The sequence below is a fragment of the Pandoraea iniqua genome (genome assembly GCF_902459685.1).
GTDB classification, from domain to species: domain Bacteria; phylum Pseudomonadota; class Gammaproteobacteria; order Burkholderiales; family Burkholderiaceae; genus Pandoraea; species Pandoraea iniqua.
Genome location: NZ_CABPSF010000001.1, coordinates 716,774 through 737,575 on the forward strand (window position 1 = coordinate 716,774; position 20,802 = coordinate 737,575).

General features: G+C 62.8%; 23 protein-coding genes and 1 pseudogene. 16 read left to right on the forward strand and 8 right to left on the reverse strand.

What is annotated here, in order from left to right:
• The 4 genes from PIN31009_RS03165 (at position 1) to PIN31009_RS03180 (ending at position 3,709) form a co-directional block, all read left to right on the forward strand.
• Complete coding sequence (locus PIN31009_RS03165; protein ID WP_174996921.1) at positions 1-1,098, forward strand: threonine synthase; 1,098 nt, start codon at positions 1-3, stop codon at positions 1,096-1,098.
• Entirely contained in the window at positions 1,095-2,048 is a 954-nt protein-coding gene (locus tag PIN31009_RS03170) for an FAD-dependent oxidoreductase (RefSeq protein WP_150789272.1), read from the forward strand. The genes PIN31009_RS03165 and PIN31009_RS03170 overlap by 4 nt, the downstream gene beginning before the upstream one ends.
• 120 nt (positions 2,049-2,168) lie before the next feature.
• Entirely contained in the window at positions 2,169-2,858 is a 690-nt protein-coding gene (locus PIN31009_RS03175) for a flavin reductase family protein (protein WP_150789273.1), read from the forward strand.
• Complete coding sequence (locus PIN31009_RS03180; protein ID WP_150682965.1) at positions 2,855-3,709, forward strand: NHL repeat-containing protein; 855 nt, start codon at positions 2,855-2,857, stop codon at positions 3,707-3,709. Before PIN31009_RS03175 ends, PIN31009_RS03180 begins: the two co-directional genes overlap by 4 nt.
• A 6-nt stretch (positions 3,710-3,715) precedes the next feature.
• Here the strand turns inward: PIN31009_RS03180 and PIN31009_RS03185 are convergent, their stop codons facing one another.
• On the reverse strand, positions 3,716-4,456 hold the full coding sequence (locus tag PIN31009_RS03185) for an autoinducer binding domain-containing protein (RefSeq protein ID WP_174995960.1): 741 nt from the start codon (positions 4,454-4,456) through the stop codon (positions 3,716-3,718).
• Positions 4,457-5,062: 606 nt separating this feature from the next.
• Between PIN31009_RS03185 and PIN31009_RS03190 the strand changes: the two genes are divergently transcribed.
• The 7 genes and pseudogenes from PIN31009_RS03190 (at position 5,063) to PIN31009_RS03215 (ending at position 10,364) form a co-directional block, all read left to right on the forward strand.
• Positions 5,063-5,536: a DUF2244 domain-containing protein gene (locus PIN31009_RS03190; protein ID WP_150683432.1), complete on the forward strand. Its 474-nt coding sequence runs from the start codon at positions 5,063-5,065 to the stop codon at positions 5,534-5,536.
• Positions 5,537-5,579: 43 nt separating this feature from the next.
• A pseudogene (coxB, locus tag PIN31009_RS03195) lies at positions 5,580-6,806 on the forward strand (cytochrome c oxidase subunit II); the annotation flags it as partial.
• Positions 6,807-6,853: 47 nt separating this feature from the next.
• Positions 6,854-8,446, forward strand: coding sequence for a cytochrome c oxidase subunit I (ctaD, locus tag PIN31009_RS03200; protein ID WP_150682968.1), 1,593 nt, complete (start codon positions 6,854-6,856; stop codon positions 8,444-8,446).
• A 2-nt stretch (positions 8,447-8,448) separates the two neighbouring features.
• Positions 8,449-8,568 carry a cytochrome oxidase small assembly protein gene (locus PIN31009_RS28075; protein WP_212677134.1) on the forward strand — a complete coding sequence of 40 codons (120 nt, stop codon included), beginning with the start codon at positions 8,449-8,451 and terminating at the stop codon, positions 8,566-8,568.
• 68 nt (positions 8,569-8,636) lie between these two features.
• Positions 8,637-9,254, forward strand: coding sequence for a cytochrome c oxidase assembly protein (locus tag PIN31009_RS03205; protein ID WP_150789629.1), 618 nt, complete (start codon positions 8,637-8,639; stop codon positions 9,252-9,254).
• Entirely contained in the window at positions 9,247-9,468 is a 222-nt protein-coding gene (locus tag PIN31009_RS03210) for a DUF2970 domain-containing protein (RefSeq protein WP_058377114.1), read from the forward strand. Before PIN31009_RS03205 ends, PIN31009_RS03210 begins: the two co-directional genes overlap by 8 nt.
• A gap of 35 nt (positions 9,469-9,503) precedes the next feature.
• Entirely contained in the window at positions 9,504-10,364 is an 861-nt protein-coding gene (locus PIN31009_RS03215; RefSeq protein WP_058377115.1) for a cytochrome c oxidase subunit 3, read from the forward strand.
• 292 nt (positions 10,365-10,656) lie between these two features.
• Here PIN31009_RS03215 and PIN31009_RS03220 read toward each other — a convergent pair whose 3' ends face one another.
• Complete coding sequence (locus PIN31009_RS03220) at positions 10,657-10,860, reverse strand: twin transmembrane helix small protein (protein WP_058377116.1); 204 nt, start codon at positions 10,858-10,860, stop codon at positions 10,657-10,659.
• A gap of 133 nt (positions 10,861-10,993) precedes the next feature.
• Between PIN31009_RS03220 and PIN31009_RS03225 the strand changes: the two genes are divergently transcribed.
• The 5 genes from PIN31009_RS03225 to PIN31009_RS03245 all read left to right on the forward strand — a co-directional run bounded on the left by PIN31009_RS03225 (position 10,994) and on the right by PIN31009_RS03245 (position 15,369).
• Positions 10,994-11,731 carry an SURF1 family protein gene (locus tag PIN31009_RS03225; protein WP_150789630.1) on the forward strand — a complete coding sequence of 246 codons (738 nt, stop codon included), beginning with the start codon at positions 10,994-10,996 and terminating at the stop codon, positions 11,729-11,731.
• Positions 11,728-12,372: an SCO family protein gene (locus PIN31009_RS03230; RefSeq protein WP_150682969.1), complete on the forward strand. Its 645-nt coding sequence runs from the start codon at positions 11,728-11,730 to the stop codon at positions 12,370-12,372. Before PIN31009_RS03225 ends, PIN31009_RS03230 begins: the two co-directional genes overlap by 4 nt.
• A 97-nt stretch (positions 12,373-12,469) precedes the next feature.
• Positions 12,470-13,729 carry a COX15/CtaA family protein gene (locus PIN31009_RS03235; protein WP_150682970.1) on the forward strand — a complete coding sequence of 420 codons (1,260 nt, stop codon included), beginning with the start codon at positions 12,470-12,472 and terminating at the stop codon, positions 13,727-13,729.
• A gap of 18 nt (positions 13,730-13,747) precedes the next feature.
• Positions 13,748-14,653: a heme o synthase gene (cyoE, locus tag PIN31009_RS03240; RefSeq protein WP_150682971.1), complete on the forward strand. Its 906-nt coding sequence runs from the start codon at positions 13,748-13,750 to the stop codon at positions 14,651-14,653.
• A 113-nt stretch (positions 14,654-14,766) separates the two neighbouring features.
• Positions 14,767-15,369 carry an SCO family protein gene (locus tag PIN31009_RS03245; RefSeq protein WP_058380052.1) on the forward strand — a complete coding sequence of 201 codons (603 nt, stop codon included), beginning with the start codon at positions 14,767-14,769 and terminating at the stop codon, positions 15,367-15,369.
• Positions 15,370-15,446: 77 nt separating this feature from the next.
• On the opposite strand, the gene PIN31009_RS03250 is transcribed toward PIN31009_RS03245, so the two are convergent.
• The 6 genes from PIN31009_RS03250 to cydP form a co-directional block, all read right to left on the reverse strand.
• Entirely contained in the window at positions 15,447-16,307 is an 861-nt protein-coding gene (locus PIN31009_RS03250; RefSeq protein ID WP_150789276.1) for a hypothetical protein, read from the reverse strand.
• A gap of 109 nt (positions 16,308-16,416) precedes the next feature.
• Positions 16,417-17,280: a hypothetical protein gene (locus tag PIN31009_RS03255; protein WP_150789277.1), complete on the reverse strand. Its 864-nt coding sequence runs from the start codon at positions 17,278-17,280 to the stop codon at positions 16,417-16,419.
• A gap of 134 nt (positions 17,281-17,414) precedes the next feature.
• Complete coding sequence (gene cydX / locus PIN31009_RS03260) at positions 17,415-17,531, reverse strand: cytochrome bd-I oxidase subunit CydX (RefSeq protein WP_064675025.1); 117 nt, start codon at positions 17,529-17,531, stop codon at positions 17,415-17,417.
• A gap of 15 nt (positions 17,532-17,546) precedes the next feature.
• On the reverse strand, positions 17,547-18,683 hold the full coding sequence (gene cydB / locus PIN31009_RS03265; protein ID WP_058380053.1) for a cytochrome d ubiquinol oxidase subunit II: 1,137 nt from the start codon (positions 18,681-18,683) through the stop codon (positions 17,547-17,549).
• Between the two features lie 27 nt (positions 18,684-18,710).
• Positions 18,711-20,312, reverse strand: coding sequence for a cytochrome ubiquinol oxidase subunit I (locus tag PIN31009_RS03270; RefSeq protein ID WP_150682975.1), 1,602 nt, complete (start codon positions 20,310-20,312; stop codon positions 18,711-18,713).
• Positions 20,302-20,613 (reverse strand): cytochrome oxidase putative small subunit CydP, encoded by a 312-nt coding sequence (gene cydP, locus PIN31009_RS03275; protein ID WP_150682976.1) that lies wholly within the window; start codon positions 20,611-20,613, stop codon positions 20,302-20,304. The genes PIN31009_RS03270 and cydP overlap by 11 nt, the downstream gene beginning before the upstream one ends.
• Positions 20,614-20,802: the final 189 nt, after the last annotated feature.

Consider the following 20,802-nt stretch of genomic DNA (forward strand, 5'->3'; position numbering starts at 1 on the left):
ATGTGGCGCTACGCATCGCTCTTGCCGGTGTCGTCGCGTTGGTCGAGCCGCCTTGCCGTGGGCGACACGCCATTGCTCGCGCTGGGTGCCGACGACGGTGTACACCTCTGGGTGAAGGACGACAGCCGCAATCCGAGCGGCTCGCTCAAGGACCGCGCAACGGAGTTGGTGCTTGCCGCCGCCAGATGGCTGGGATGCACGCGCGTGGTTGCCGCGTCGACGGGCAACGCAGGCGCGTCGCTGGCGTGTATCGCCGCGTCGCAGCAGTTGCCTGCGACCGTGGTCGTGCCGAGGCACACCCCGTACGCCAAGCTCGCGCAGATACGCGCGTACGGTGCACAGGTGCGAGAGATCGATGGCACCTACGACGAGGCGTTCGATGTCGCCGTCGCGATGGCCGATGCACCGGATGTGTACTGCCGTAACACGGGATTCAATCCGTTCACCCGTGAAGGCAAGAAGACATGCGCATTCGAGATCGCCGAAACGCTGGGTTGGGATGTCCCCGACTGGGTGGTTGTGCCGACCGGCGATGGCAATATCCTGTCGGGGATCGCGACGGGGTTCCTCGACCTACACACCTTGGGCATTACGGCACGGGTGCCTCGCTTGCTCGCCGCGCAGGCCAGCAGTTCGCACAGCATCGCGCATGATTGGCTCGTCAGCGGCGCGTCTGGCCCGCTGCCATCGTCACCGACGCCCGTCACGCCGGACACCGTGGCAGACAGTCTCGCGGTGGCTCGTCCGCGTGACCATCTGGCGGCTTTGCAGGCGTTACGGATGACGCAAGGCGAATGCGTCGTCGTGACCGATGCGCAGATCATGGCGTCTTCCCAGATCCTGTCGCAACGCTACGGGTTGTGGTTCGAGCCGTCGGCCGCGGCCGGGCACGCCGCACTCAGCGACAGCATTGCCCGTGGGCGAATCGCGCCGGGCGCACGCGTGGTGTTGCTGGGGACGGGGAGCGGTCTCAAGGACCCACACGCCTGTGCGCGTGTGGCGTGCGATACGGCGGAAATTGCCACCGACGCTGGCGTCTTCGCGCCGCCCATTTGCCCCGGTGACACCATCGACATGCCGATGCGGGGCCGCCCGTGACGCGCCAACGCGTCATCGTCGTCGGTGCGGGCGTCAGCGGTCTTACGACTGCCGTGACGCTATCGATGGCCGGTTGCGACGTGGCCATTCATGCGGCGGAAGCCCCTGCGCAGACGACCTCCGCGTTGGCCGCCGCGATCTGGCATCCGTTTTATCAGGCCCCTGATCTTGTCTATCTCGAGAACGCACGTCAGACCTATGCGGCGATGACGCGCCTGTCCGACGATGAGGCGTCCGGTGTCGTCATGCGATCGCTCACGGAATACTTCGAGCGCGATGTGGGCACGCCATGGTGGTCAGCGTGCGTGCCGGGCGTCGTGCGACTGGATGCCGATGTGCCGTCACGTTACGCCTGCGCCTATCGCATGGACGTGCCCGTCGCCGACACCGGTACCTATCTCGGCTACCTGATGAGCATGTTTCTCGATCTCGGCGGCCGGTTCGTTCTCGCACGCGTCAGTGACCCAGCCACCTTGCTTGACGGCGCCAACTGTGTGGTGAATTGCTGCGGCTACGGCGGCGCGGCCTTCGGTGACAGGGAACTGTCGCTTTCCCGTGCTGTGGTGGTGCGCGCCCGGCGTCACGACGCGGTGCATGGGTGCTTCGTCGACGACACCGACCCGCTGCGCCCGACTTACGTGGTCGAGCGGCGTCACGACATCGTCCTCGGCGGGACAGCAGATCCGGACATGACGTCAACGGTCATCGGCGAGCGACAGATCGGCGACATCGTTCGACGTTGCGCGCGCCTTTGTGCAGGGGTCAACTCACTCGATCTCATCGAAGCGCGCGTCGGCTTTCGGCCGATGCGGCGCAGCGCACGCGTAGAACGCGATGGCCGGCATTCCGGATTGCTGCACAACTACGGTCACGGCGGTGGCGGCTTCACGCTGTCGTGGGGATGTGCCAATCAGGTGCTTCGTCTGATGGACGAGGCGGTGACGATTTAAGTACACACGCCTCACGCAAATATCTCCCATTCATCACGTATTTCTCACTCATTCCTCACGCACTGCTCCCGCACTTCCCACACCTGAATTGCGCATATCGCGCGCTTATCGAGAGACCCTATGCTGATAGATCCCGCGACACTCGACGAAGCCCGTATCTACAACTTCATGATGAGCACGATCCTGCCACGTCCTATTGCTTGGGTGAGCACGGTCGACGCACAGGGGCGGCCGAATCTCGCGCCGTATGCGTACTTCATGGGTGTGTGCTGTGTGCCAATGACGGTGTTGTTCTGTCCGGTCGTGCCACCGCCGCCGATGCGCAAGAAGGACACGCTGCGCAATATCGAAGCGGTGCCTGAGTTTGTCGTCAACGTGGCGAGTGAATCGTGTATCGAAGCCGTGAATCTTTCGGCGGCACCGCTGCCACCCGGTGAATCGGAATTCGAACTGGCCGGCGTGACGCCGGTTGCGTCTTCTCGCGTGCGGCCGCCGCGCGTGCTGGAGGCCAGCGTGGCGTTCGAGTGCGCCGTGCGCGACATCATCGAGATCAATGCAGCTCCCGGGGGCGGGTGGGTCGTGCTCGGCACGGTGCTGGCAGCGCATGTGGAGGATGCCTTGCTCGATCCGGCGACGCATCAGGTGAATCTTCGCGAACTCAAACCGATTGGCCGGCTGGGCGGCGGCGAGTTCGTGAACGCCGCCAGCGATACCTTCACGCTGACACGCTACAAGACGCTCGCAGATCTGGTGACGCGGCGGGAACGAACGTCCGCGTCCGGCAACGTCGTCAAAGGCGCCGACGCATGACCGCCGCACCGGCTTGTAGCGAAGCGCGCGTCGTGGCGCTGGGGGCTCGACGCTATCACGTCGACGTTGCGCCGTTTTCCGGGGTGGATCTGAGTCGGGCGTTCGTCTCCGACGTTGCGATTCACCCGACACTTGGTGTTGCACTGATCATGCGAGGTAATCCTGTCGTGCGATGGTTCGGCGACGATGGCCAAGCACATGGCATCTGGCAATACGACACCACCACGCACGGACACAGCGCTTGCTTCGATCCGAAAGGGCGCCTGTATCTTGTCGATTCCGATCGTCATTGCGTGCATCGATTCGAAACCGACGGCGCACTCGATATCACGCTGGGCATCGCGGATGAGCCGAGATGGCGCGAGCCGTTCAATCATCCGACTGGCGTCGCGGTGGCGTCGAGCGGAGAGATATTGGTTTCCGATGGTTATGGCAATTCGCACGTCCATCGATTCTCGTCACACGGACGCCACCTTCGCAGTTGGGGAGGCATCGGGAGCGAGCGCGGGCGCTTCAGCAATCCCCACGCGATCGCCATCGATGCGGAGGATCAGGCGTGGGTCGTGGATCGTGAGAATCATCGTGTGCAATGCTTTGCGATCGACGGCGAGTGGCGTGGTGACATCGGCGGGCTGCATCTGCCGACGGCGATCGCTATCGGTCACGACGGCGTCCTCTATGTGACCGATCAGACGCCGCGTCTTTGCGCCTATACGCCGAGCGGACAGTTGATCGGACGCTGCCGTACCTTTGGCGCCATCGGCCACGGGCTTGCCGTCGACGCTCATGGCGATATCTATGTCGCGAACATGATGCCGAACTGTGTCACGCGATTGCGCCGCTTCGTGTGACTGCCTTCAATTCACTTCGTCGAGCAAACCGTATTCGCTGGCCAGTTTTGCCGCGCGGTGCCGGCTCGACACCTCGAACTTGCGCATCACACTGCGCAGGTGAAAGACCACACCGTGTTCGGAAATGGTCAGGATGCGGCCGATCTCCCATGATGTTTTGCCGCGTGCCACCCATTGCAGGCATTCGCGTTCGCGTGGTGTCAGTGCCGGAGGCAAAGTGCTTGTGGCGTCGCGTTGGACGATGCGCCACGCAGCGTCGTGCACATGCATCGCCAACGCGGCGCCGAGGTGCTGCGTCCATGCACGCAAACGCGGGCGAGGGCGGGCATCCGAGGCGGCAAGACTCAACATGCCCGCCGCGCCGGACGGCGCAAAGATCGGATACGTCACGCCGGTGCAAAGTCCAGCCGCCGTTTGTTCGCAGCGAAAACGCGATGCCTCCGGCGTTGCGAACAAGTCCGGTGTCCACTCGACGGGCGTTAGTTGCGTGCGCGCTCGTGCGAGCACGGGGTCGAGGGCGGCATAGCCGCATTCGTGGTAACGGCGCTGCCACGTTTCGGGGTAGTTGGAGACGTCGGGCTCTGCCGCATCGCCGCGTGGCAACGTGAACTGCCCCTGATAGCGGAAATAGCGTTGTCTGAGCAAACCGCACAACGATTGCAGCGTCGCGTGCAGTGCGTCGAAGTCGGAGGCCGTCTGAAGCGTTTGCAGACCGTCGGCAAACGCGTGAAGGATCGCGCAACGCATGGCATCGTTTCGCCGGCATCGGCGTTCATGTAGGGAACATGCATCGCTTGTAGCACGCGACAACGCGTGCGGCTCGTCACGGTCGTTGCCGTATCGCCTGAGTGTTGTCACGGCGCGACCCCGCGACGGGCGCGACATAACGTCGCACGCGAAATCCGGTGCAACGTCTACTGTTGATGGATATCGGACGAATCCCGCATTGCATCACATCGCAACGCGCGCAATGGATCGGCAGGCGACGGCGAATGTGTCGCGACCAAGACAATGGGGCAGCCGGCAATGCGGTGAGTGGTGTTCGACAAGATCGGCGACGGGCTATTCAGGACACCGCAATGACTTGTGTCGTGTTGCAATGTGTCAAACGCGCAAAGCATAGGGAGTATCCCGTAGACGCTTCCGCGCGCGCTTCGCCAGCTAAGGGAATAACCGGATTTCCCTTTTGCATCAATGAGTTCAGGAGGATGCTATGGCGCGCCAAATACTCGGTATCAATGTTGTCGCTTCGAGATAGCGCGTTCTATAATGCGGCAGTTTGTCGCGGCCCGGACGTAACTAGTTCCCGGCCGTCGGACATGAAAGACCCAAAATGCCCCACGGGTGACGGCGATGCTCGCAGCCTCTTCTTCCGAAGCCGGATCGGTGACGAAGGAATGGAAGCACAAGCGCAACTGCGCGATATCGCCGCGCCAGTTTGTCCTGTTCTACCTGTCGTTGGCCGCCGTGTCGCTGGGTGTTGCCTTGATTGCGGCGTGGCGCGGTGGGTGGTTGGTCTTGCCGTTCACAGGCCTGGACTTGCTCGTGGTGGGCGTTGCGTTCGTCATTCATGCCCGGCATGCCACAGATTACGAGGTCATTCGGTTGTCGCCCGTGAGCCTTGTGGTCGAGCAACGTTCAGCACAGAGGTTGACGCAATACGAGTTCAATCCCCGCTGGGTACGCATCGACATCGAGAAACCGCCGCGTTTGCGCATCATCTTGCGCTCGGGCGGTCGCTCGGTCACTGTCGGTGCCTACCTTGCGCCGCATCGCCGCGAAACGTTTGCGCGCGAGCTGCGCCGTTGTCTTGCCCAAGAGGCCTGAGAGAGATGGAGACGATCTCGGGCGACCGCCAGGGAGGATTTGGATGGTAATTTTGGGTAAGGAAGCTATGAAAAAAACGAAACATGCCCTGGCGGCTTTCCTTGCGGGCGCCTCACTGCTCGCCGGCGCTCCGGCACTGGCAGTGGCGGCGGTCTCCGATATGCCGGGGGGACCGGCCGTCAACGAGCTCAACTTCCAGCCGCCAGTCACCAAGCTTGCGGAAGAGCTTCACAGTCTGCACAACATGATGCTGATCATCTGTCTGGTGATCTTCATCGGCGTGTTCGGTGTGATGTTCTATTCGATCTTCAAGCACCGCAAATCCAAGGGCCATCAGCCCGCGAATTTCCATGAAAGCACCACGGTCGAGGTGATCTGGACGGTCGTGCCGTTCGTCATCGTGATTCTGATGGCGCTGCCCGCCACGAAGACCGTGGTGGCGATGAAGGACACCACCAACGCCGACCTGACCATCAAGGTCACCGGCTATCAGTGGAAGTGGGGCTACGACTACCTCAAGGGCGACGGCGAGGGCATCAAGTTCCTCTCCACGCTCAGCACGCCGCGCAGCCAGATCGACGGGCAGGAAGCCAAGAGCAATACGTACCTGCAAGAAGTCGATAACCCGATGGTCGTGCCGGTCAACAAGAAGGTGCGCCTGATCACGACGGCTAACGACGTGATTCACTCGTTCTACGTGCCGGCCTTCGGCATCAAGCAGGACGCGATTCCCGGCTTCGTGCGCGACACGTGGTTCAAGGCCGAGAAGGTGGGCGAGTATCGCGGCTTCTGTACCGAGCTGTGCGGTAAGGAACACGCGTACATGCCGGTCGTGGTGAAGGTCGTCTCTGACGAGGACTACACCAAGTGGGTCGACGCGCAGAAGAAGCTGATGGCCGCTTCCGCCGACGATCCCAACAAGACCTACACCGTGGCGGAACTCATGGAGCGTGGCCAGAAGGTCTACGCCTCGAACTGCGCGGTCTGCCACCAGCCGAACGGCAAGGGCGGCGGTGCCTTCCCGGCACTCGATGGCGGGAAGATCGTGACGGGCCCGGTGGCCGATCACATCAGCATCGTGCTGCATGGCAAGAATGCGATGCCGAACTGGTCGCATCTGAACGATGTGGAGTTGGCCGCCGTGATTACGTTCGAGCGCAACTCGTGGAGCAACAAGACCGGCGACGTCGTTCAGCCGGCACAGGTGCGCGAAGCGCGTGGCAACAAGTCGGCCAATGCCGGCGATGCCGCCAACGCTGTGCGCGCAGCGAAGAATAGTTAAGTGCCGTTCGACCAAGTCGAGGAAGGAGATTGGGTATGAGTTCCATCGCTCACGATCACGTGGCGGGTCACGACGATCACGCGCACGACCATCCGCACGGATGGCGTCGCTGGCTGTTCGCGACGAATCACAAGGACATCGGCACGATGTACATGATCTTCTCGTTCGTCATGCTGCTCTCGGGCGGCGTGATGGCGTTGATGATCCGTGCGGAATTGTTCGAACCGGGCCTGCAATTCATTCGTCCGGAGTTTTTCAATCAGCTCACTACCATGCACGGGCTGGTGATGATTTTCGGCGCGATCATGCCGGCGTTCGTGGGGTTTGCGAACTGGATGATCCCGTTGCAGATCGGTGCGTCGGACATGGCCTTCGCGCGGATGAACAACTTCAGCTTCTGGCTGCTGCCGGTCGGCGGTCTGCTGCTGATTTCGTCGTTCCTCGTGCCGGGCGGTGCCACGGCAGCCGGCTGGACGATGTACGCGCCGCTGTCGGTGCAGATGGGTCCGGGCCAGGATCTGGCGATCTTCGGCGCGCACATTCTCGGCGCCTCGTCGATCATGGGCGCGATCAACATCATCGTGACCATTCTGAACATGCGCGCGCCGGGCATGACGCTCATGAAGATGCCGATGTTCGTGTGGACGTGGCTGATCACTGCCTACCTGCTCATCGCCGTGATGCCGGTGCTCGCGGGCGCGATCACGATGCTGCTCACGGACCGTCACTTCGGCACGTCGTTCTTCAACGCAGCGGGCGGCGGCGACCCGGTGATGTACCAGCATATTTTCTGGTTCTTCGGTCACCCCGAGGTGTACATCATGATCTTGCCGGCGTTCGGGATCGTCTCGCAGGTGATTCCGGCGTTCTCGCGCAAGCCGCTGTTCGGCTATAGCTCGATGGTGTACGCCACGGCGTCGATCGCGATTCTCTCGTTCATGGTGTGGGCGCACCACATGTTCGTGACCGGTATGCCGGTGACGGGCCAGCTGTTCTTCATGTACGCGACGATGCTGATCTCGGTGCCCACCGGCGTGAAGGTGTTCAACTGGGTTGCCACGATGTGGAAGGGCGCGCTCACGTTCGAAACGCCGATGCTCTTCGCCGTGGGCTTCCTGTTCGTGTTCACGATGGGCGGCTTCACCGGGCTGATTCTCTCGCTGGCCCCGCTCGACATTCAGATGCACGGCACTTATTACGTGGTGGCGCACTTCCACTATGTGCTAGTGGCCGGCTCACTCTTCGCGCTCTTCTCAGGGTTCTATTACTGGGTGCCGAAGTGGACGGGCCACATGTACAACGAGTGGCGCGGCAAGTTCCACTTCTGGGGCTCGCTCATCACGTTCAACGTGACGTTCTTCCCGATGCACTTCCTGGGGCTGGCCGGCATGCCGCGACGCTATGCCGACTACCCGGCGCAGTTCACGGACTTCAACCAGATCGCGACGATCGGCGCGTTCGGTTTCGGCCTGATGCAGGTGTACTTCCTGTTCTTCATTGCGCTGCCGACGTGGCGTAGCGGCCCGGCCGCGGAAGCCAAGCCGTGGGATGGCGCGGAAGGTCTCGAATGGACCGTGCCGAGCCCGGCACCGTTCCACACGTTCGAGACGCCGCCGAAGGTGCATTGAACATGGCACTCGCTCGTGAACAGCGCGCGAAGAACCTGCGCACTGGATTGATTCTGGCGTCGGTGGTTGCGATTTTCTTCTTCGGCGTAATGATCAAGGCCAAGTTGTTGGGCGGGATCTGACGCTAAGCGCGCAAGCAGGGCACCGGATGCCGGGCAACCGGCGTCCGGCGAGATGGAAAAGGATGAATATGGCGGGTATGCGGCGGCTCAATGTGCGCACCTTCAGCAAGTTGTTGCTGCTGGTCGCGGTGATGTTCGGTTTCGGCTACGCCATGGTGCCGTTCTACCGCGCGTTCTGCGATCTCGTGGGCATCAACCAGCTGGGCGATCGCACGAACGAGCTGACTGCGCGCAATTCGCAAGTCGACGAGAGCCGCACGATCATCGTCGAGTTCGATGCGAATGCGCAGGGGCCGTTGCGGTTCAAGCCGGCGAAGAGCAGTCTGACCGTTCACCCGGGGCAGATCGCAACGATCGAGTACGAAGTGGCGAACCAGCAGCCGCACGAAGTTCGGGCGCAGGCGATTCCGAGCTACGCACCGGCGCAGGCGGCGAGCTACTTCAAGAAGATCGAGTGTTTCTGCTTCACGCAGCAGACGCTCAGGGCCGGTGAGGCCAAGGAATTTCCGGTGGTGTTCGTGGTGGACACGAAACTGCCAAAAGATGTGACGACGATTACGCTGTCCTACACTTTTTTCGATCTCGGCAAAGCCGACGCCAACCAGCGTGCGGATGTGTCGAACGCCCCGGTGACGGTGCCGGGTGCGCTAACGGGTGGAAGCGGAGGCAAGGGCAGCAATGGATGACCTCAAGGAGGCGACCCGTCGCAAGCTGTCGTTTGTCCAGACCGTGAAAGCGGTGTTCTGGTCGTTCTTCGGCGTGCGCAAGGGGCGTGATCACGACCGCGACATGGCACAGCTCAACCCTGTGCATCTGATTATCGCGGGACTGATCGGGGGCATCCTGTTCGTGGTGGCGCTGGTGCTGCTGGCGAAGCTCGCCATCCGCCTCGCGACGTGATTCAGACAAAGAGAACCAAGCCTGGAGAGATAAGAATGAGTGGTCAACACCAAACGGCGCCTTATTACTTCGTACCGGCGCCATCGCGCCACCCGGTCAATTGCAGCATCGGCCTGCTGGTGGTGCTCGGCTCGGCGGCGGCGTGGGTCAACGGGCTGCCGTGGGCGCCGTGGACAGCACTGGCCGGCCTGCTGTGGGTGCTGTGGGTCCTTCGCTCGTGGTTCGGCGATTCGATTGCCGAGTCGGAGGGCGGGCTTTACAGCAAGCGCATCGATGTCTCGTACCGCTGGGGGATGAGCTGGTTCATCTTCTCCGAGGTGATGTTCTTCGCCGCGTTCTTTGGCGCATTGTTCTACGCGCGCACGCTGGCGATGCCGTGGCTCGGCGATCTCGATAACAAGCTGCTCTGGCCCGACTTCACCGCCGTGTGGCCGAATGCCGGCCCGGCCGGTGTGGTTGATGCGTTCGAAACGATGGGCCCGTGGCCGATCCCGACGCTCAACACGGCACTGCTGCTGACTTCGGGCGTCACGCTCACGATTTCGCACCATGCGTTGCGTGCGAATCATCGTGGCAGCGCGATCTTCTGGCTGTTTGCCACGGTCGTACTGGGCTTCGTGTTTCTGGGCTTTCAGGCGTATGAGTATCACCACGCCTATACCGAGCTGAACCTGAAGCTGACCTCGGGCGTGTACGGCTCGACGTTCTTCCTGCTCACGGGTTTCCACGGCTTCCACGTGATGCTGGGCGCGATCATGCTCTCCGTCATGCTGATTCGCCTGATCAAGGGCCACTTCACGCCGGAGCATCACTTCGGCTTCGAAGGCGCCGCTTGGTACTGGCACTTTGTGGACGTGGTGTGGCTGGGTCTGTACGTCGTGGTGTACTGGCTCTGATGGTTTAACGCCGGTCAGTACAAACCGCGTATCGATCGGTGTGAGACGCCGCCGGACTCCGGCGGCGTTTCTGTTTGTAGCGTTCCCGCTGTGGGAATCCGGGGAATGCAGGGAATGTGGCAGAACGCCGCTGAGAATGCGGCCATATGCCGCAGCAATGCTTGGCGGCAGGGCCGGCGCGTCGACGCGCACCGTGACGAACGTTCAGAGAACGTCACTGCACTCGGGGCGCGCGCGGCAAGACGAGGAAGTGATGGGTGCGGCGATTTGCCGCAGGGCTTGCTCGCGGGACTCAGTATCGTATGCCCGTGCTGTGAATCCAGCCCATCCAGTTGGCAAACAGGATGAGCAGAAACAGCGTCACCGACAGGCCGACGCGCACCATAAGTGAATGGACGGTGCGATTGGACCGGCCCTTGTCCCGCATCATGAAGAACAATGCGGACGCCAGACTGCCGAGAATCAAGATGAAGGCGATGGCAACGAGAATGCGCATAATCGGCTGAATGACGGGAATGCGTCATTATCGGGCAACGAGCCCCGGCTGGCACGCTGCAATGCAGTGTGCGCGAGGGCTCTCACGCGCTGCCAGACAAGGAACGTAAGTGTTGAAAACCCTTTTTCGCGGCATGCGGCCCGTGCCGACGCTGCTGATTGTGCTGGGCGTGGCGCTGACCGCCGCGCTGGGCGTGTGGCAATACGGCCGCGCGCACCTGCGGCTGGACCGTCAGGCGAAGATCGAACAGGCTGAGCACGCGCCGGTGGTCGAGCTCGAGCGTGGCCTGAATGCGCGTGCTTATGCGTTGACCGATGTCGCCAACCGGCGGGTTCGCGTGACCGGGCATTTTCTCCAGAATCGCGTGGTGTATCTGGATAACCGTCCGCGCAACGAACTCCCGGGGTTCTACGTGGTGATGGCGTTGCAGGTCACGCCGGAGCGCGTTGTGCTGGTGAACCGCGGCTGGCTGCCACGCGACTTGCGCGATCGCGCCGCGATCATGCCGTACCCGACCCCTGCGGGCGACGTGACGATCGAGGGCTTGGCCCAACCCGATCCGTCGCGTGCCTTCGAGCTGGGGCATGGCGGCTCGGCGGCAGGGCTGATGATCCGGCAGAATCTCGACGTGAGCGACTACGCACGCGAGACCGGCCTGCCGTTGCAGCCGTTCGTGATCATGCAGACGAACGACACGGGCGATCATCTGCTGCGCGACTGGCCGGCACCGGCAAGCGGCGCAGATCGCAACTATGGTTATATGGCGCAGTGGTTCGGCATGTCGCTGATCCTCGCGCTGTTGGGGCTGCGCATGGCTTACAAGCGCGGCCGTCGGCTGGCAACCCCAGCGCAGAACATGAGGCGGATATGAGTGCAGATGTGACCAGCGGGCAGGCCAAATCCGCACCCGGTACCCCGGCGATCGACCCGGTGCAACGCCGTAAGGCGCGGCGCATGCTGGTGCTGCTGTTTGCCGTGTGCGCGGCACCGGCCGTGGCGGCCTATCTGATGTATTTCGTGTTCAAGCCGCAGGGCGGCACGTCGTCGTACGGCAAGCTGATCGAGCCGCAGCGTCCGTTGCCGGCGCTGGTCGTACGCGACGACGAAACCAACGAAGCACTGCCGCTGACGTCGCTCAAGGGCAAGTGGCTGCTGATCAGCGCAGATACGGCGGCGTGCGATGAGAGTTGCGTGAGCAAGCTCTTCTACATGCGGCAGATCCGCGTGTTGCAGGGCAACGAGCGCACGCGGGTGGAAACGATCTGGCTGGTGACGGACGACAACGCCGTCTCTGACAAGCTCGACACGGCCTACGAAGACACGCGCCGTTTGCGTGCCGACCCGGTGGCACTGGCCAACTGGCTGCCGACGCAAGAGGGCACGGGCCTGCGCGATCACATCTATCTGGTCGACCCGCTGGGCAATCTGATGATGGCGTTTCCGAAGAACCCCGACCCGGGCCGCATCAAGAGCGACCTGACGCGGCTGCTGAAGTGGTCGGGTACGGGTTGATCGGCGCCACGGCAAGGGCAAGGGCGGTCACTGACCGCATGATGGAACGTCGGCCGCGAGCACGCGCCGGACATGACGAAGGATTGACGTAAAACCGATGCTTTACCTTCTGGAACTGGGCTTCATCGGCCTGTGTATCGCGGTGCTGCCGCTGGGCTGGGTGCTGCTGCGCCGCGACGCCGACAAGTACCGCAAACTGGCTTGGGTGACGACCTTTCTCACGCTCGACCTGATCATGTTCGGCGGTTTCACGCGCCTGACGGATTCGGGGCTCGGCTGTCCCGACTGGCCGGGCTGCTATGGCACGTCGTCGCCATTTGCGGCGCATGCCGACATCCACGCCGCGCAGTCGATGCTGCCGACCGGGCCGGTGACGTTCGTCAAAGCGTGGATCGAGATGATTCACCGGTACTTCGCCATGGCGGTGGGGGTGCTCATCATCGTGCTGATGGTGATGGCTTGGACGAAGTGGCTGAAAGCGCGGGGACGCCGTGTCGCGGCGGTGCAAGGAACGGTGCAGGGACGGGCAAGTCAGGTGCCGGTGCAGTCGCCGTGGCTCGCTACGTGGCTGTTCGTTCTCGTGTGCGTGCAGGGCGCGTTCGGTGCGTGGACGGTCACCATGAAGCTCCAGCCGGTAATCGTCACGACGCACCTGATGCTGGCGCTCACTTTGCTGGGCTCGCTGGCGTGGCTCGCGTCGAGTCAGGTGCCTGCTTCACCGGGGTCGTCTATCGCGGCTGATCCCAGCGCGTTGCGCTGGCGCTGGGCGGCGCTGATCGGACTGGCGTTGCTGGTGTTCCAGATTGCGCTGGGCGGCTGGGTGAGTACCAACTACGCCGTGCTCGCCTGTACTGACTTCCCAACGTGTCAAGGTCAGTGGGTGCCGCCGATGGATTTCCACAATGGCTTCAAGCTCTGGCGCGAGCTGGGCAAGACGGCCGGCGGCGAGGTGATTCCGATGGACGCGCTCGTCGCGATTCACTGGGCGCACCGGACGTTCGCGGTGATCGTGGTGCTTTATCTGGGCTGGCTGGCGACGCGCCTGCGACGACATGCCGCGCTACGGCGGCCCGCAACTCTGGTATTTATGCTTGTCCTCGTGCAGTTTGCGACGGGGCTGTCGAACATCGTTTTCCAGTGGCCGCTGCTGAACGCCATTGCGCACAACGGTGGGGCGGCGGTCCTGTTGCTATTGCTTGTTATGTTAAACTACCGCATTCGCGCCGCCCGGGCGGCGTCTGTTTCGGCCGATCTGAATCCACTGGATCCGTCTGCCGATCCCGCCCGCCAGAAGCCCCTCCCCGCAGCGGAGCCGGCTGCCGCACCACTCGCTGGCGCCCCGACTGGCTCGGCGTAGCGCATTGCCTCTGAGTGTATGAAAAGCACGACCCTTCCCCATCCGCCGGCTAGCCGCATCTCGCAATACTGGGCGTTGACCAAGCCCCGTGTGACGCAGCTCGCCGTGTTCTGCGCCGTCATCGGCATGTTCCTGTCCACGCGCGGTATGGTGCCGTGGCAGGTGCTGATTGGCGGCACCATCGGTATCTGGCTGCTCGCCGGTTCCGCGTTTGCCGTGAACTGCCTGATCGAGCAACGCGTCGACGCGCTCATGCGCCGCACCGCGTGGCGTCCGTCCGCCCGGGGCGAAATCGCACCGTGGCAGATCATCGTCTTCTCGACGATTCTGGGTGCTGCCGGCATGGTGGTGCTCTACACGTACACCAACGCGCTCACGATGTGGCTCACGCTCGGCACCTTTGTCGGCTACGCCCTCATCTACACCATCATCCTGAAGCCCTCGACGCCGCAGAACATCGTGATCGGCGGTGCTGCGGGTGCGATGCCGCCGGCCCTCGGCTGGGCCGCCGTGACCGGCGCCGTGCCGGCCGATGCGTGGATTCTGGTGCTCATCATCTTCGTCTGGACGCCGCCGCACTTCTGGGCGCTCGCGCTCTATCGCCGTCAGGACTATGTGAATTCCGGCCTACCGATGCTGCCGAATACACACGGCGAAAAGTACACGCGTCTTCAGATCCTGCTCTATAGCGTGGTGCTGTTTGCCGTCTCGCTGCTGCCGTTTGCGCATCGCATGAGCGGTTATCTGTATCTGGCGTCGGCGGTGGTGCTCTCGGGCATCTTCCTGGGCTACGCGATCAAGTTGTGGCGCCACTATTCCGATGCGCTCTCGCGCTCGATGTTCCGCTATTCGATCGTCTACCTTTCGCTGCTGTTCGCGGCGTTGCTGATCGATCATTACGTGCAGATCTATTTGCTCGGCTAATGCTCGGCTAACGATCTGATGAAGACGATGACAGGCGCGTGACGGTTTTCTCTGCCGGCGCGCCTGTTGTCTTTTCAGGCCATGCCTTTCCTTTGTTTCGGGGTCATTTCTTCATGAAGCTTGCTGTCATCTGGTTGCGCCGCGCGATGTTTCTGATGGGACTTACCGTTTTGCTCGCCGCCTGCGGCAAGGACGGTCCGACGTTCCAGAGTCTCGATATCACCGGTAACAAGGAGTTCGCGCAGGACTTCTCGTTGCTCGACCCGCAGGGCAAGACGCGCACGCTCGCCGATTACAAAGGCAAGGCGGTGGTGATGTTCTTCGGCTACACGCATTGCCCGGACGTGTGCCCGACCACGATGGCCGAACTCAATCAGGTGATGCAGAAGCTCGGCCCGGACGCGCAGAACGTGCAGGTGCTCTTCGTGACCGTCGATCCGCAGCGCGACACGGCGGAACTGATGGGGCAGTACGTGCCGGCGTTCAACCCGGCGTTCGTGGGGCTGCGCCCGGCTGACGATGCAGCGCTCAAGCAAGTGACCAAGTCGTTCCGCGTGGTGGTCAACAAGGTGGAAGGCTCGACGCCGACCAACTACACCATCGACCATACCGCCGGTATCTATGTCTTCGACCCGAAGGGGCAACTGCGTCTGTTCATGCGTCCGGATGAGCCGGTCGACGCGATGGCGCAGGATCTGAAGACGCTGCTGAGCTAAGCGCAGCGCATCGGGAGTCTCGCGATTTGCCATGATTTGCCTTGAAAAGGGCGGCCTTGAGCCGCCCTTTTTTGCGCCTATCGACGCTGCCAGCCGATGGGGGCGCCCTCCGGATGCCGGTCCTGCGGCGTCAGCGCTTTCCTGAATACATAGTCCTGACTGTACGACACTGCGGTCTCGCGCCGGGCCGCTAGCCACGTCTCGAACTCGGGCGTGAGCCGCGTCGACAGCGTACGCACGTGGTCGTTGCCGTGTCGCCAGTGATCCCACTGACGTTGCCAGTGGGGCGCGCGCTGACGACGGCCATCGATGTCGTTGGCACTCACGAGCAGCATCAGCGCGTTGCGGCTGGCGCGATGGAACGGATCACTCGGGTTGCGTCCGTCGGCGGCGTCGTGCAGCAACATGCGCAAACGATCGTCGCGCAGTCCATCGCGATCCGGCGCGCCTGCCGCCGTCGTGCCGACGGGTGCGTCGCAAGCGACGTAGTGAAACGCGACGCGCCGGTTTTCCGGATCGAACACCACCGGCACGCTCGTGGTGTGCCCGAACAGTTGCAGCACCCGTAGCGACAACATCAACGACCGATTGTGAGACTCGCTCGGCAACTGCCACGTGGCGTCGCTGGCCCAGTCGCGCAGCGTGGGTGTCGCCATGATGCGGCGCAGAATTTCGCCGTCGCGGCATGTCGACAGACGCGTATGCAAGTCGGCCGCGCCCTCGGCCAGCATGCCGGTATCGAGCAGCGCGTTCAGTGTCAGTGCCGCCGTTGGCGTGTCGATCACGGCGAGCAGATGGCTCATTTCGCACGCATCACGACATTCGACAGGCGCGCCCGGTTCGCGGCGGGCCACGTAACCGAGCATGTCGGCCCTGATGGGCTCCTGAGCGAACTGGCGCACGCCGTGAAACGTGGCTTGGGTTATACGGCTGGACATTGGGAACATCTGAGACCTCGTGAAGATCGTGGACGGCGACGCGGTGATCGGACCCTGCAGGCGGCGTGATCCGTCGATTTGTCATCGGCATGGTGACGTGATGCGCCACTTATGCGCGCGTCGGCGGTGGGACGGCACCTGCGTCCCGGTGGATATAGCGAAAGCTGTGCGACACGGCCGTGTCGCGCCGGGCTTCAAGCCATGCCTCGAATTCCGGCGTGAGGTGCGTGGAGACGAAGCGCACCACCTCGCCCCCGTGTGACCAGTAGTCGGTACCGTTCTGCCAGAACGGAGACCGCTGACGGCGGCCATCGATGTCGTTGGTTCGCACCAGCAAATCCAGCGCGTTGCGACTCGCATTGAACGCCGGGCGATTGACCAGATACGGCGGGTGGCACGTGGCGGCGTCGAGCAGGGCTCGTGCGATGACGCCGTCAGCCGGGACTGCACCATCGTGCGGCGCCCGGCCGGGTGCATAAGCGAGGAGGACAGTCCGGCGAATGGGGTCGAACACGACTGGCACACTCGTGGGGTGAGCGAACAACTGAAGCACGCGCAACGACAGGATCAACGCGTCGTTGTCCGGCCGGTCGGATACTGGCTGCGCAAGATGCCCGAACCAATCGCGCAGTGTCGGCGTGGCCTGAATGCGACGGCGTAGTTCCCCATCGGGGCAATGCGCCAGCTGGGCGAGAAGGTCTGCCGCGGCGTCGGGCCACATACCCGTGTCGGTCAGATGCTCGGCAAGGAGTGCCGTATGTGGCGTGTCCAGCACACGCCTCAAGCACGCCAGTTGCGACGGTGTTCGATTGATGATTTCCGCGTCGGGGCGGCAGCGAGCCACATAGTCGAGATCGTCGACGGCAGGCGAACTCTCACGCTGCCGGCACGCGTTGCAACGATTGGCGGCCGTAACATCGCTATTACCGGTAATGCCGGTAACACTGGCAGCGCCGGTCGCACTTGGAAGCATGGCAAACCTCATCGTTTCAGTCAGAGAGGCGCCACGGTACTGCGAGTGCTTCGTGCGGGCTTGGCCGCCGGACCGGCGATTTCGGTCTTTGTGCTGCCCTAACAAAAACGCGCCCCGAGGGGCGCGTTCGACGTTCAGCTACCTTCCTGACTGCGCCGTTCGAGATCGTCGTGCGCCTCGAACCACATCACGTTGATGATGCCGAACGCGAGCGCGAGGCCAAGGCCGAGAACCCAAGAGAAATACCACATGTCGCAGCTCCTTGATCAGTACATCGTGTGCGGGTTTTCGTTGACCTCGTCGATCGTCACGCGACCGCGAACCACGCGGTATACCCAGCCGGTGTAAGCGAGCACGATCGGCAGGAAGACAACGACGGCGATCAACATGATTTGCAGCGTGAGCTGGCTCGAGCTGGCATCCCAGAGCGTCAGGCTGCTGCCCGGCGCGGTGGACGACGGCATCACGAACGGGAACATCGAGAAGCCCGCCGTGAGGATGATGCCGGCCATCATCAGCCCCGTGATCACGAACGTCCACGCGTAGGCACGGCTAGTGGCGAGCAACGCTGCCAGCAGCGCGCACAGGCAAGCGACGACGGGCGCCGCGATCATCCATGGATACGTGTGGTAGTTGGTGAGCCACAGGCCGGGGCCGGTGGTGACCTGCTTCATGAGCGGGTTGGCCGGCGCGCCGGTCGAGGCCATCTGCGTGATGGCAAAGCCGTCGACGTGCGTAGCAACGAGCACCCCGGCGACGAGGAACAGCAACAACGTGCCCAGCGCCGTCATCCGCATGATGCGGCCCGCGCGCTCGGCCACCAGCGGATCGGCCTTCATGCGCAGGTGGGCCGCACCGTGCGTCACCAGCATGAGCACGCTGACCAGACCGCACAGCAACGCAAACGGGTTGAGCAATGCCCAGAACGAGCCGGTGTACGTGGAGCGCAGCGTGTTGTCGTACGAGAACGGCAGGCCGAGCAGCAGATTGCCGAACGCCACGCCGAACACCAGCGACGGCACGACGCTGCCGACGAACAGTGCCCAGTCCCACGACGTCCGCCAGCGCGCGCTCGGGAGCTTGTTGCGATAGTCGAAGCCGACCGGTCGCAGGAACAACGCGAAGAGCACGAGCAGCAGCGCCCAGTAGAGCCCCGAGAACGCGGCGGCATACACCAGCGGCCACGCGGCAAACATCGCGCCGCCTGCCGTCACGAACCAGACTTGATTGCCTTCCCAAGTGGGGGCAACGGTGTTGATGATGACGCGGCGCTCCGCGTCCGTCTTGCCGAGGAACGGCAGCAGCGTGCCGGTGCCCATGTCGAAGCCGTCGAAGAAGGCGAAGCCGATCAGCAGCACGCCGATGAGCACCCACCAGATCAGCTTGAGTACGGTGTAATCGATCATCATGATGTGGTTTCTCCCTGACGATCAGACCGAGGCCGGGCGGTCGCGGCCAATGGCCCCGGTCGCACCGTCTTCCGTCTCGAAGTGGTAGCGGCCGGTATGCAGCGACGACGGGCCGAGCTTGACGTACTTCACCATCAGGAACATCTCGATGATGAGCAACGCGGTGTAGAAGATGATGAAGCCCGCGAGGCTCAGATACAGATCGCCCGCCGAGAGCGACGACGTCGAGAGATGGGTCGGCAGAATGCCGGCGATGGTCCACGGCTGACGGCCCATTTCAGCCACGATCCAGCCGAATTCAGCGGCCAGCCACGGCAGCGGAATGGCCCACACCGTCCAGCGCAAGAACCACGCCGAGCGCGGCTTGAGCAAGCGGCGGCGCGCGCACAGCCAGAACGCCCACAGGAACGTGAACAGGAACAGGAAGCCCAGACCGACCATGATGCGGAACGACCAGAACACCGGCGCGACCGGCGGAATGGTGTCGTTCGCGGCCATGTGGATCTGTTCGGGCGTGGCATCGACCACGTTCGGCGTGTACTTCTTGAGCAGCAGGCCGTAGCCCAGATCATCCTTGTACTTGTCGAACTCGGCGCGCACGGCCGGCGATGTGTCGCCGCTGCGCAGTTTCTCGAGGGCGGCGAAGGCGATCATGCCGCGCTTGATGTTGTCCTTGTGCTCGTCACGCAGTTGCGTGAGACCGATGACCGGCGTATCGACCGAGCGCGTGGCAATCAGGCCCATCGCCCAAGGAATCTTCACGGCGAAGTCGGTGCGCTCTTCCTTCTGGTTCGGGAACCCGAACAGCGTGAACGATGCGGGCGGCTTGGCGGTTTCCCACTCGGCTTCGATGGCGGCGAGCTTGACCTTCTGCACTTCACCCGTGGTGTAGCCCGACTCGTCGCCGAGCACGATCACCGAGAGTGTCGACGCGAGACCGAAGCCGGCGGCCACCGCAAACGAGCGCAGTGCGAACGGCACGTCGCGACGCTTGAGCAAATACCACGCCGAGATACCGAGCACGAACATCGCAGCCGTGACGTAGCCCGCAGAGAGCGTATGCACGAACTTCACCTGCGCGACCGGGTTGAAGATCACGTCCCAGATGCTGTTCAGCTCCATGCGCATCGTCTCGTAGTTGAAGTGCGCGCCGACCGGATTGTTCATCCAGCCGTTGGCCACGAGAATCCACAACGCCGAGAGGTTCGAGCCGAGGGCCACTGCGAAGGTGGTGGCCAAGTGGCCGATGCGGGAGAGCTTGTTCCAGCCGAAGAAGAACAGGCCGACGAAGGTGGCTTCGAGGAAGAACGCCATCAGGCCTTCGATGGCGAGCGGCACCCCGAAGATGTCACCGACGTAGTGCGAGTAGTACGCCCAATTGGTGCCGAACTGGAATTCGAGCGTGAGACCGGTGGTCACGCCCATGGCGAAGTTGATCAGGAAGAGCTTGCCCCAGAACTGGGTCATGTCCTTGTAGATCTGCTTGCCGGTCATCACGTAGACCGACTCCATGATGACAAGCAGCCACGAGAGACCCAGCGTGAGCGGGACGAACAGAAAGTGATACAGCGCCGTTATGGCGAACTGCAAGCGCGAGAGGTCAACGACTTCGCTACTGATCATGGCGGACACCTTGACTTGGGGTGGGGGATGGCGTTTCTGCGGCGGGCGGCCCGATCAGGGCGCGGGCCACGACGTCCGGGGGCAAGTACATGTGCTTGGCCATCGGGGCGTCGAAGAACGCGTTTTTCAGAATGAAAAGGAGTACTACCTTGATCGCGAGAACGATCAGGATTTCGAGCATGAAACGGGAAGGGCGGGTACGCCAGCGCCTGATCAGCCAGCCGGCGAGGGCGGAATGCGCCGCCGCCGAAGAAGTGGCCGTGGCGGGAGGCTTCGGACTGCTAGGAGAGTGGGTGTCCATCCGTGACGGCTCCTGGCGTCGAAAGTCGTGTGTTGGAAACAGCGTCGACTTCCGAGGCATTGTGCCTTATCGCTTAAAAATGTCAAACCGCGGCGGATGGGGGCGGATGACACGCAGATGACGCTGGTTCGATGCGGATCTTCTGCCTTGGCAGGCAGCCGATGAGAAGCGGGTTCGAGACAAGGGTCC

Excerpts from the sequence above, each read along its gene's own strand:
- PIN31009_RS03270 (WP_150682975.1), bottom strand. The coding sequence starts at position 20,312 with ATGATCAGTAGCGAAGTCGTTGACCTCTCGCGCTTGCAGTTCGCCATA.
- PIN31009_RS03165 (WP_174996921.1), top strand. The coding sequence starts at position 1 with ATGTGGCGCTACGCATCGCTCTTGCCGGTGTCGTCGCGTTGGTCGAGC.
- PIN31009_RS03185 (WP_174995960.1), bottom strand. The coding sequence starts at position 4,456 with ATGCGTTGCGCGATCCTTCACGCGTTTGCCGACGGTCTGCAAACGCTT.
- PIN31009_RS03255 (WP_150789277.1), bottom strand. The coding sequence starts at position 17,280 with ATGCTTCCAAGTGCGACCGGCGCTGCCAGTGTTACCGGCATTACCGGT.
- cyoE (WP_150682971.1), top strand. The coding sequence starts at position 13,748 with ATGAAAAGCACGACCCTTCCCCATCCGCCGGCTAGCCGCATCTCGCAA.
- PIN31009_RS03180 (WP_150682965.1), top strand. The coding sequence starts at position 2,855 with ATGACCGCCGCACCGGCTTGTAGCGAAGCGCGCGTCGTGGCGCTGGGG.
- cydX (WP_064675025.1), bottom strand. The coding sequence starts at position 17,531 with ATGTGGTATTTCTCTTGGGTTCTCGGCCTTGGCCTCGCGCTCGCGTTC.
- PIN31009_RS03175 (WP_150789273.1), top strand. The coding sequence starts at position 2,169 with ATGCTGATAGATCCCGCGACACTCGACGAAGCCCGTATCTACAACTTC.
- ctaD (WP_150682968.1), top strand. The coding sequence starts at position 6,854 with ATGAGTTCCATCGCTCACGATCACGTGGCGGGTCACGACGATCACGCG.
- PIN31009_RS03230 (WP_150682969.1), top strand. The coding sequence starts at position 11,728 with ATGAGTGCAGATGTGACCAGCGGGCAGGCCAAATCCGCACCCGGTACC.
- PIN31009_RS03225 (WP_150789630.1), top strand. The coding sequence starts at position 10,994 with ATGCGGCCCGTGCCGACGCTGCTGATTGTGCTGGGCGTGGCGCTGACC.
- PIN31009_RS28075 (WP_212677134.1), top strand. The coding sequence starts at position 8,449 with ATGGCACTCGCTCGTGAACAGCGCGCGAAGAACCTGCGCACTGGATTG.
- PIN31009_RS03220 (WP_058377116.1), bottom strand. The coding sequence starts at position 10,860 with ATGCGCATTCTCGTTGCCATCGCCTTCATCTTGATTCTCGGCAGTCTG.
- PIN31009_RS03245 (WP_058380052.1), top strand. The coding sequence starts at position 14,767 with ATGAAGCTTGCTGTCATCTGGTTGCGCCGCGCGATGTTTCTGATGGGA.
- PIN31009_RS03215 (WP_058377115.1), top strand. The coding sequence starts at position 9,504 with ATGAGTGGTCAACACCAAACGGCGCCTTATTACTTCGTACCGGCGCCA.
- PIN31009_RS03205 (WP_150789629.1), top strand. The coding sequence starts at position 8,637 with ATGGCGGGTATGCGGCGGCTCAATGTGCGCACCTTCAGCAAGTTGTTG.
- PIN31009_RS03190 (WP_150683432.1), top strand. The coding sequence starts at position 5,063 with ATGCTCGCAGCCTCTTCTTCCGAAGCCGGATCGGTGACGAAGGAATGG.
- PIN31009_RS03210 (WP_058377114.1), top strand. The coding sequence starts at position 9,247 with ATGGATGACCTCAAGGAGGCGACCCGTCGCAAGCTGTCGTTTGTCCAG.
- PIN31009_RS03250 (WP_150789276.1), bottom strand. The coding sequence starts at position 16,307 with ATGTCCAGCCGTATAACCCAAGCCACGTTTCACGGCGTGCGCCAGTTC.
- cydP (WP_150682976.1), bottom strand. The coding sequence starts at position 20,613 with ATGGACACCCACTCTCCTAGCAGTCCGAAGCCTCCCGCCACGGCCACT.
- PIN31009_RS03235 (WP_150682970.1), top strand. The coding sequence starts at position 12,470 with ATGCTTTACCTTCTGGAACTGGGCTTCATCGGCCTGTGTATCGCGGTG.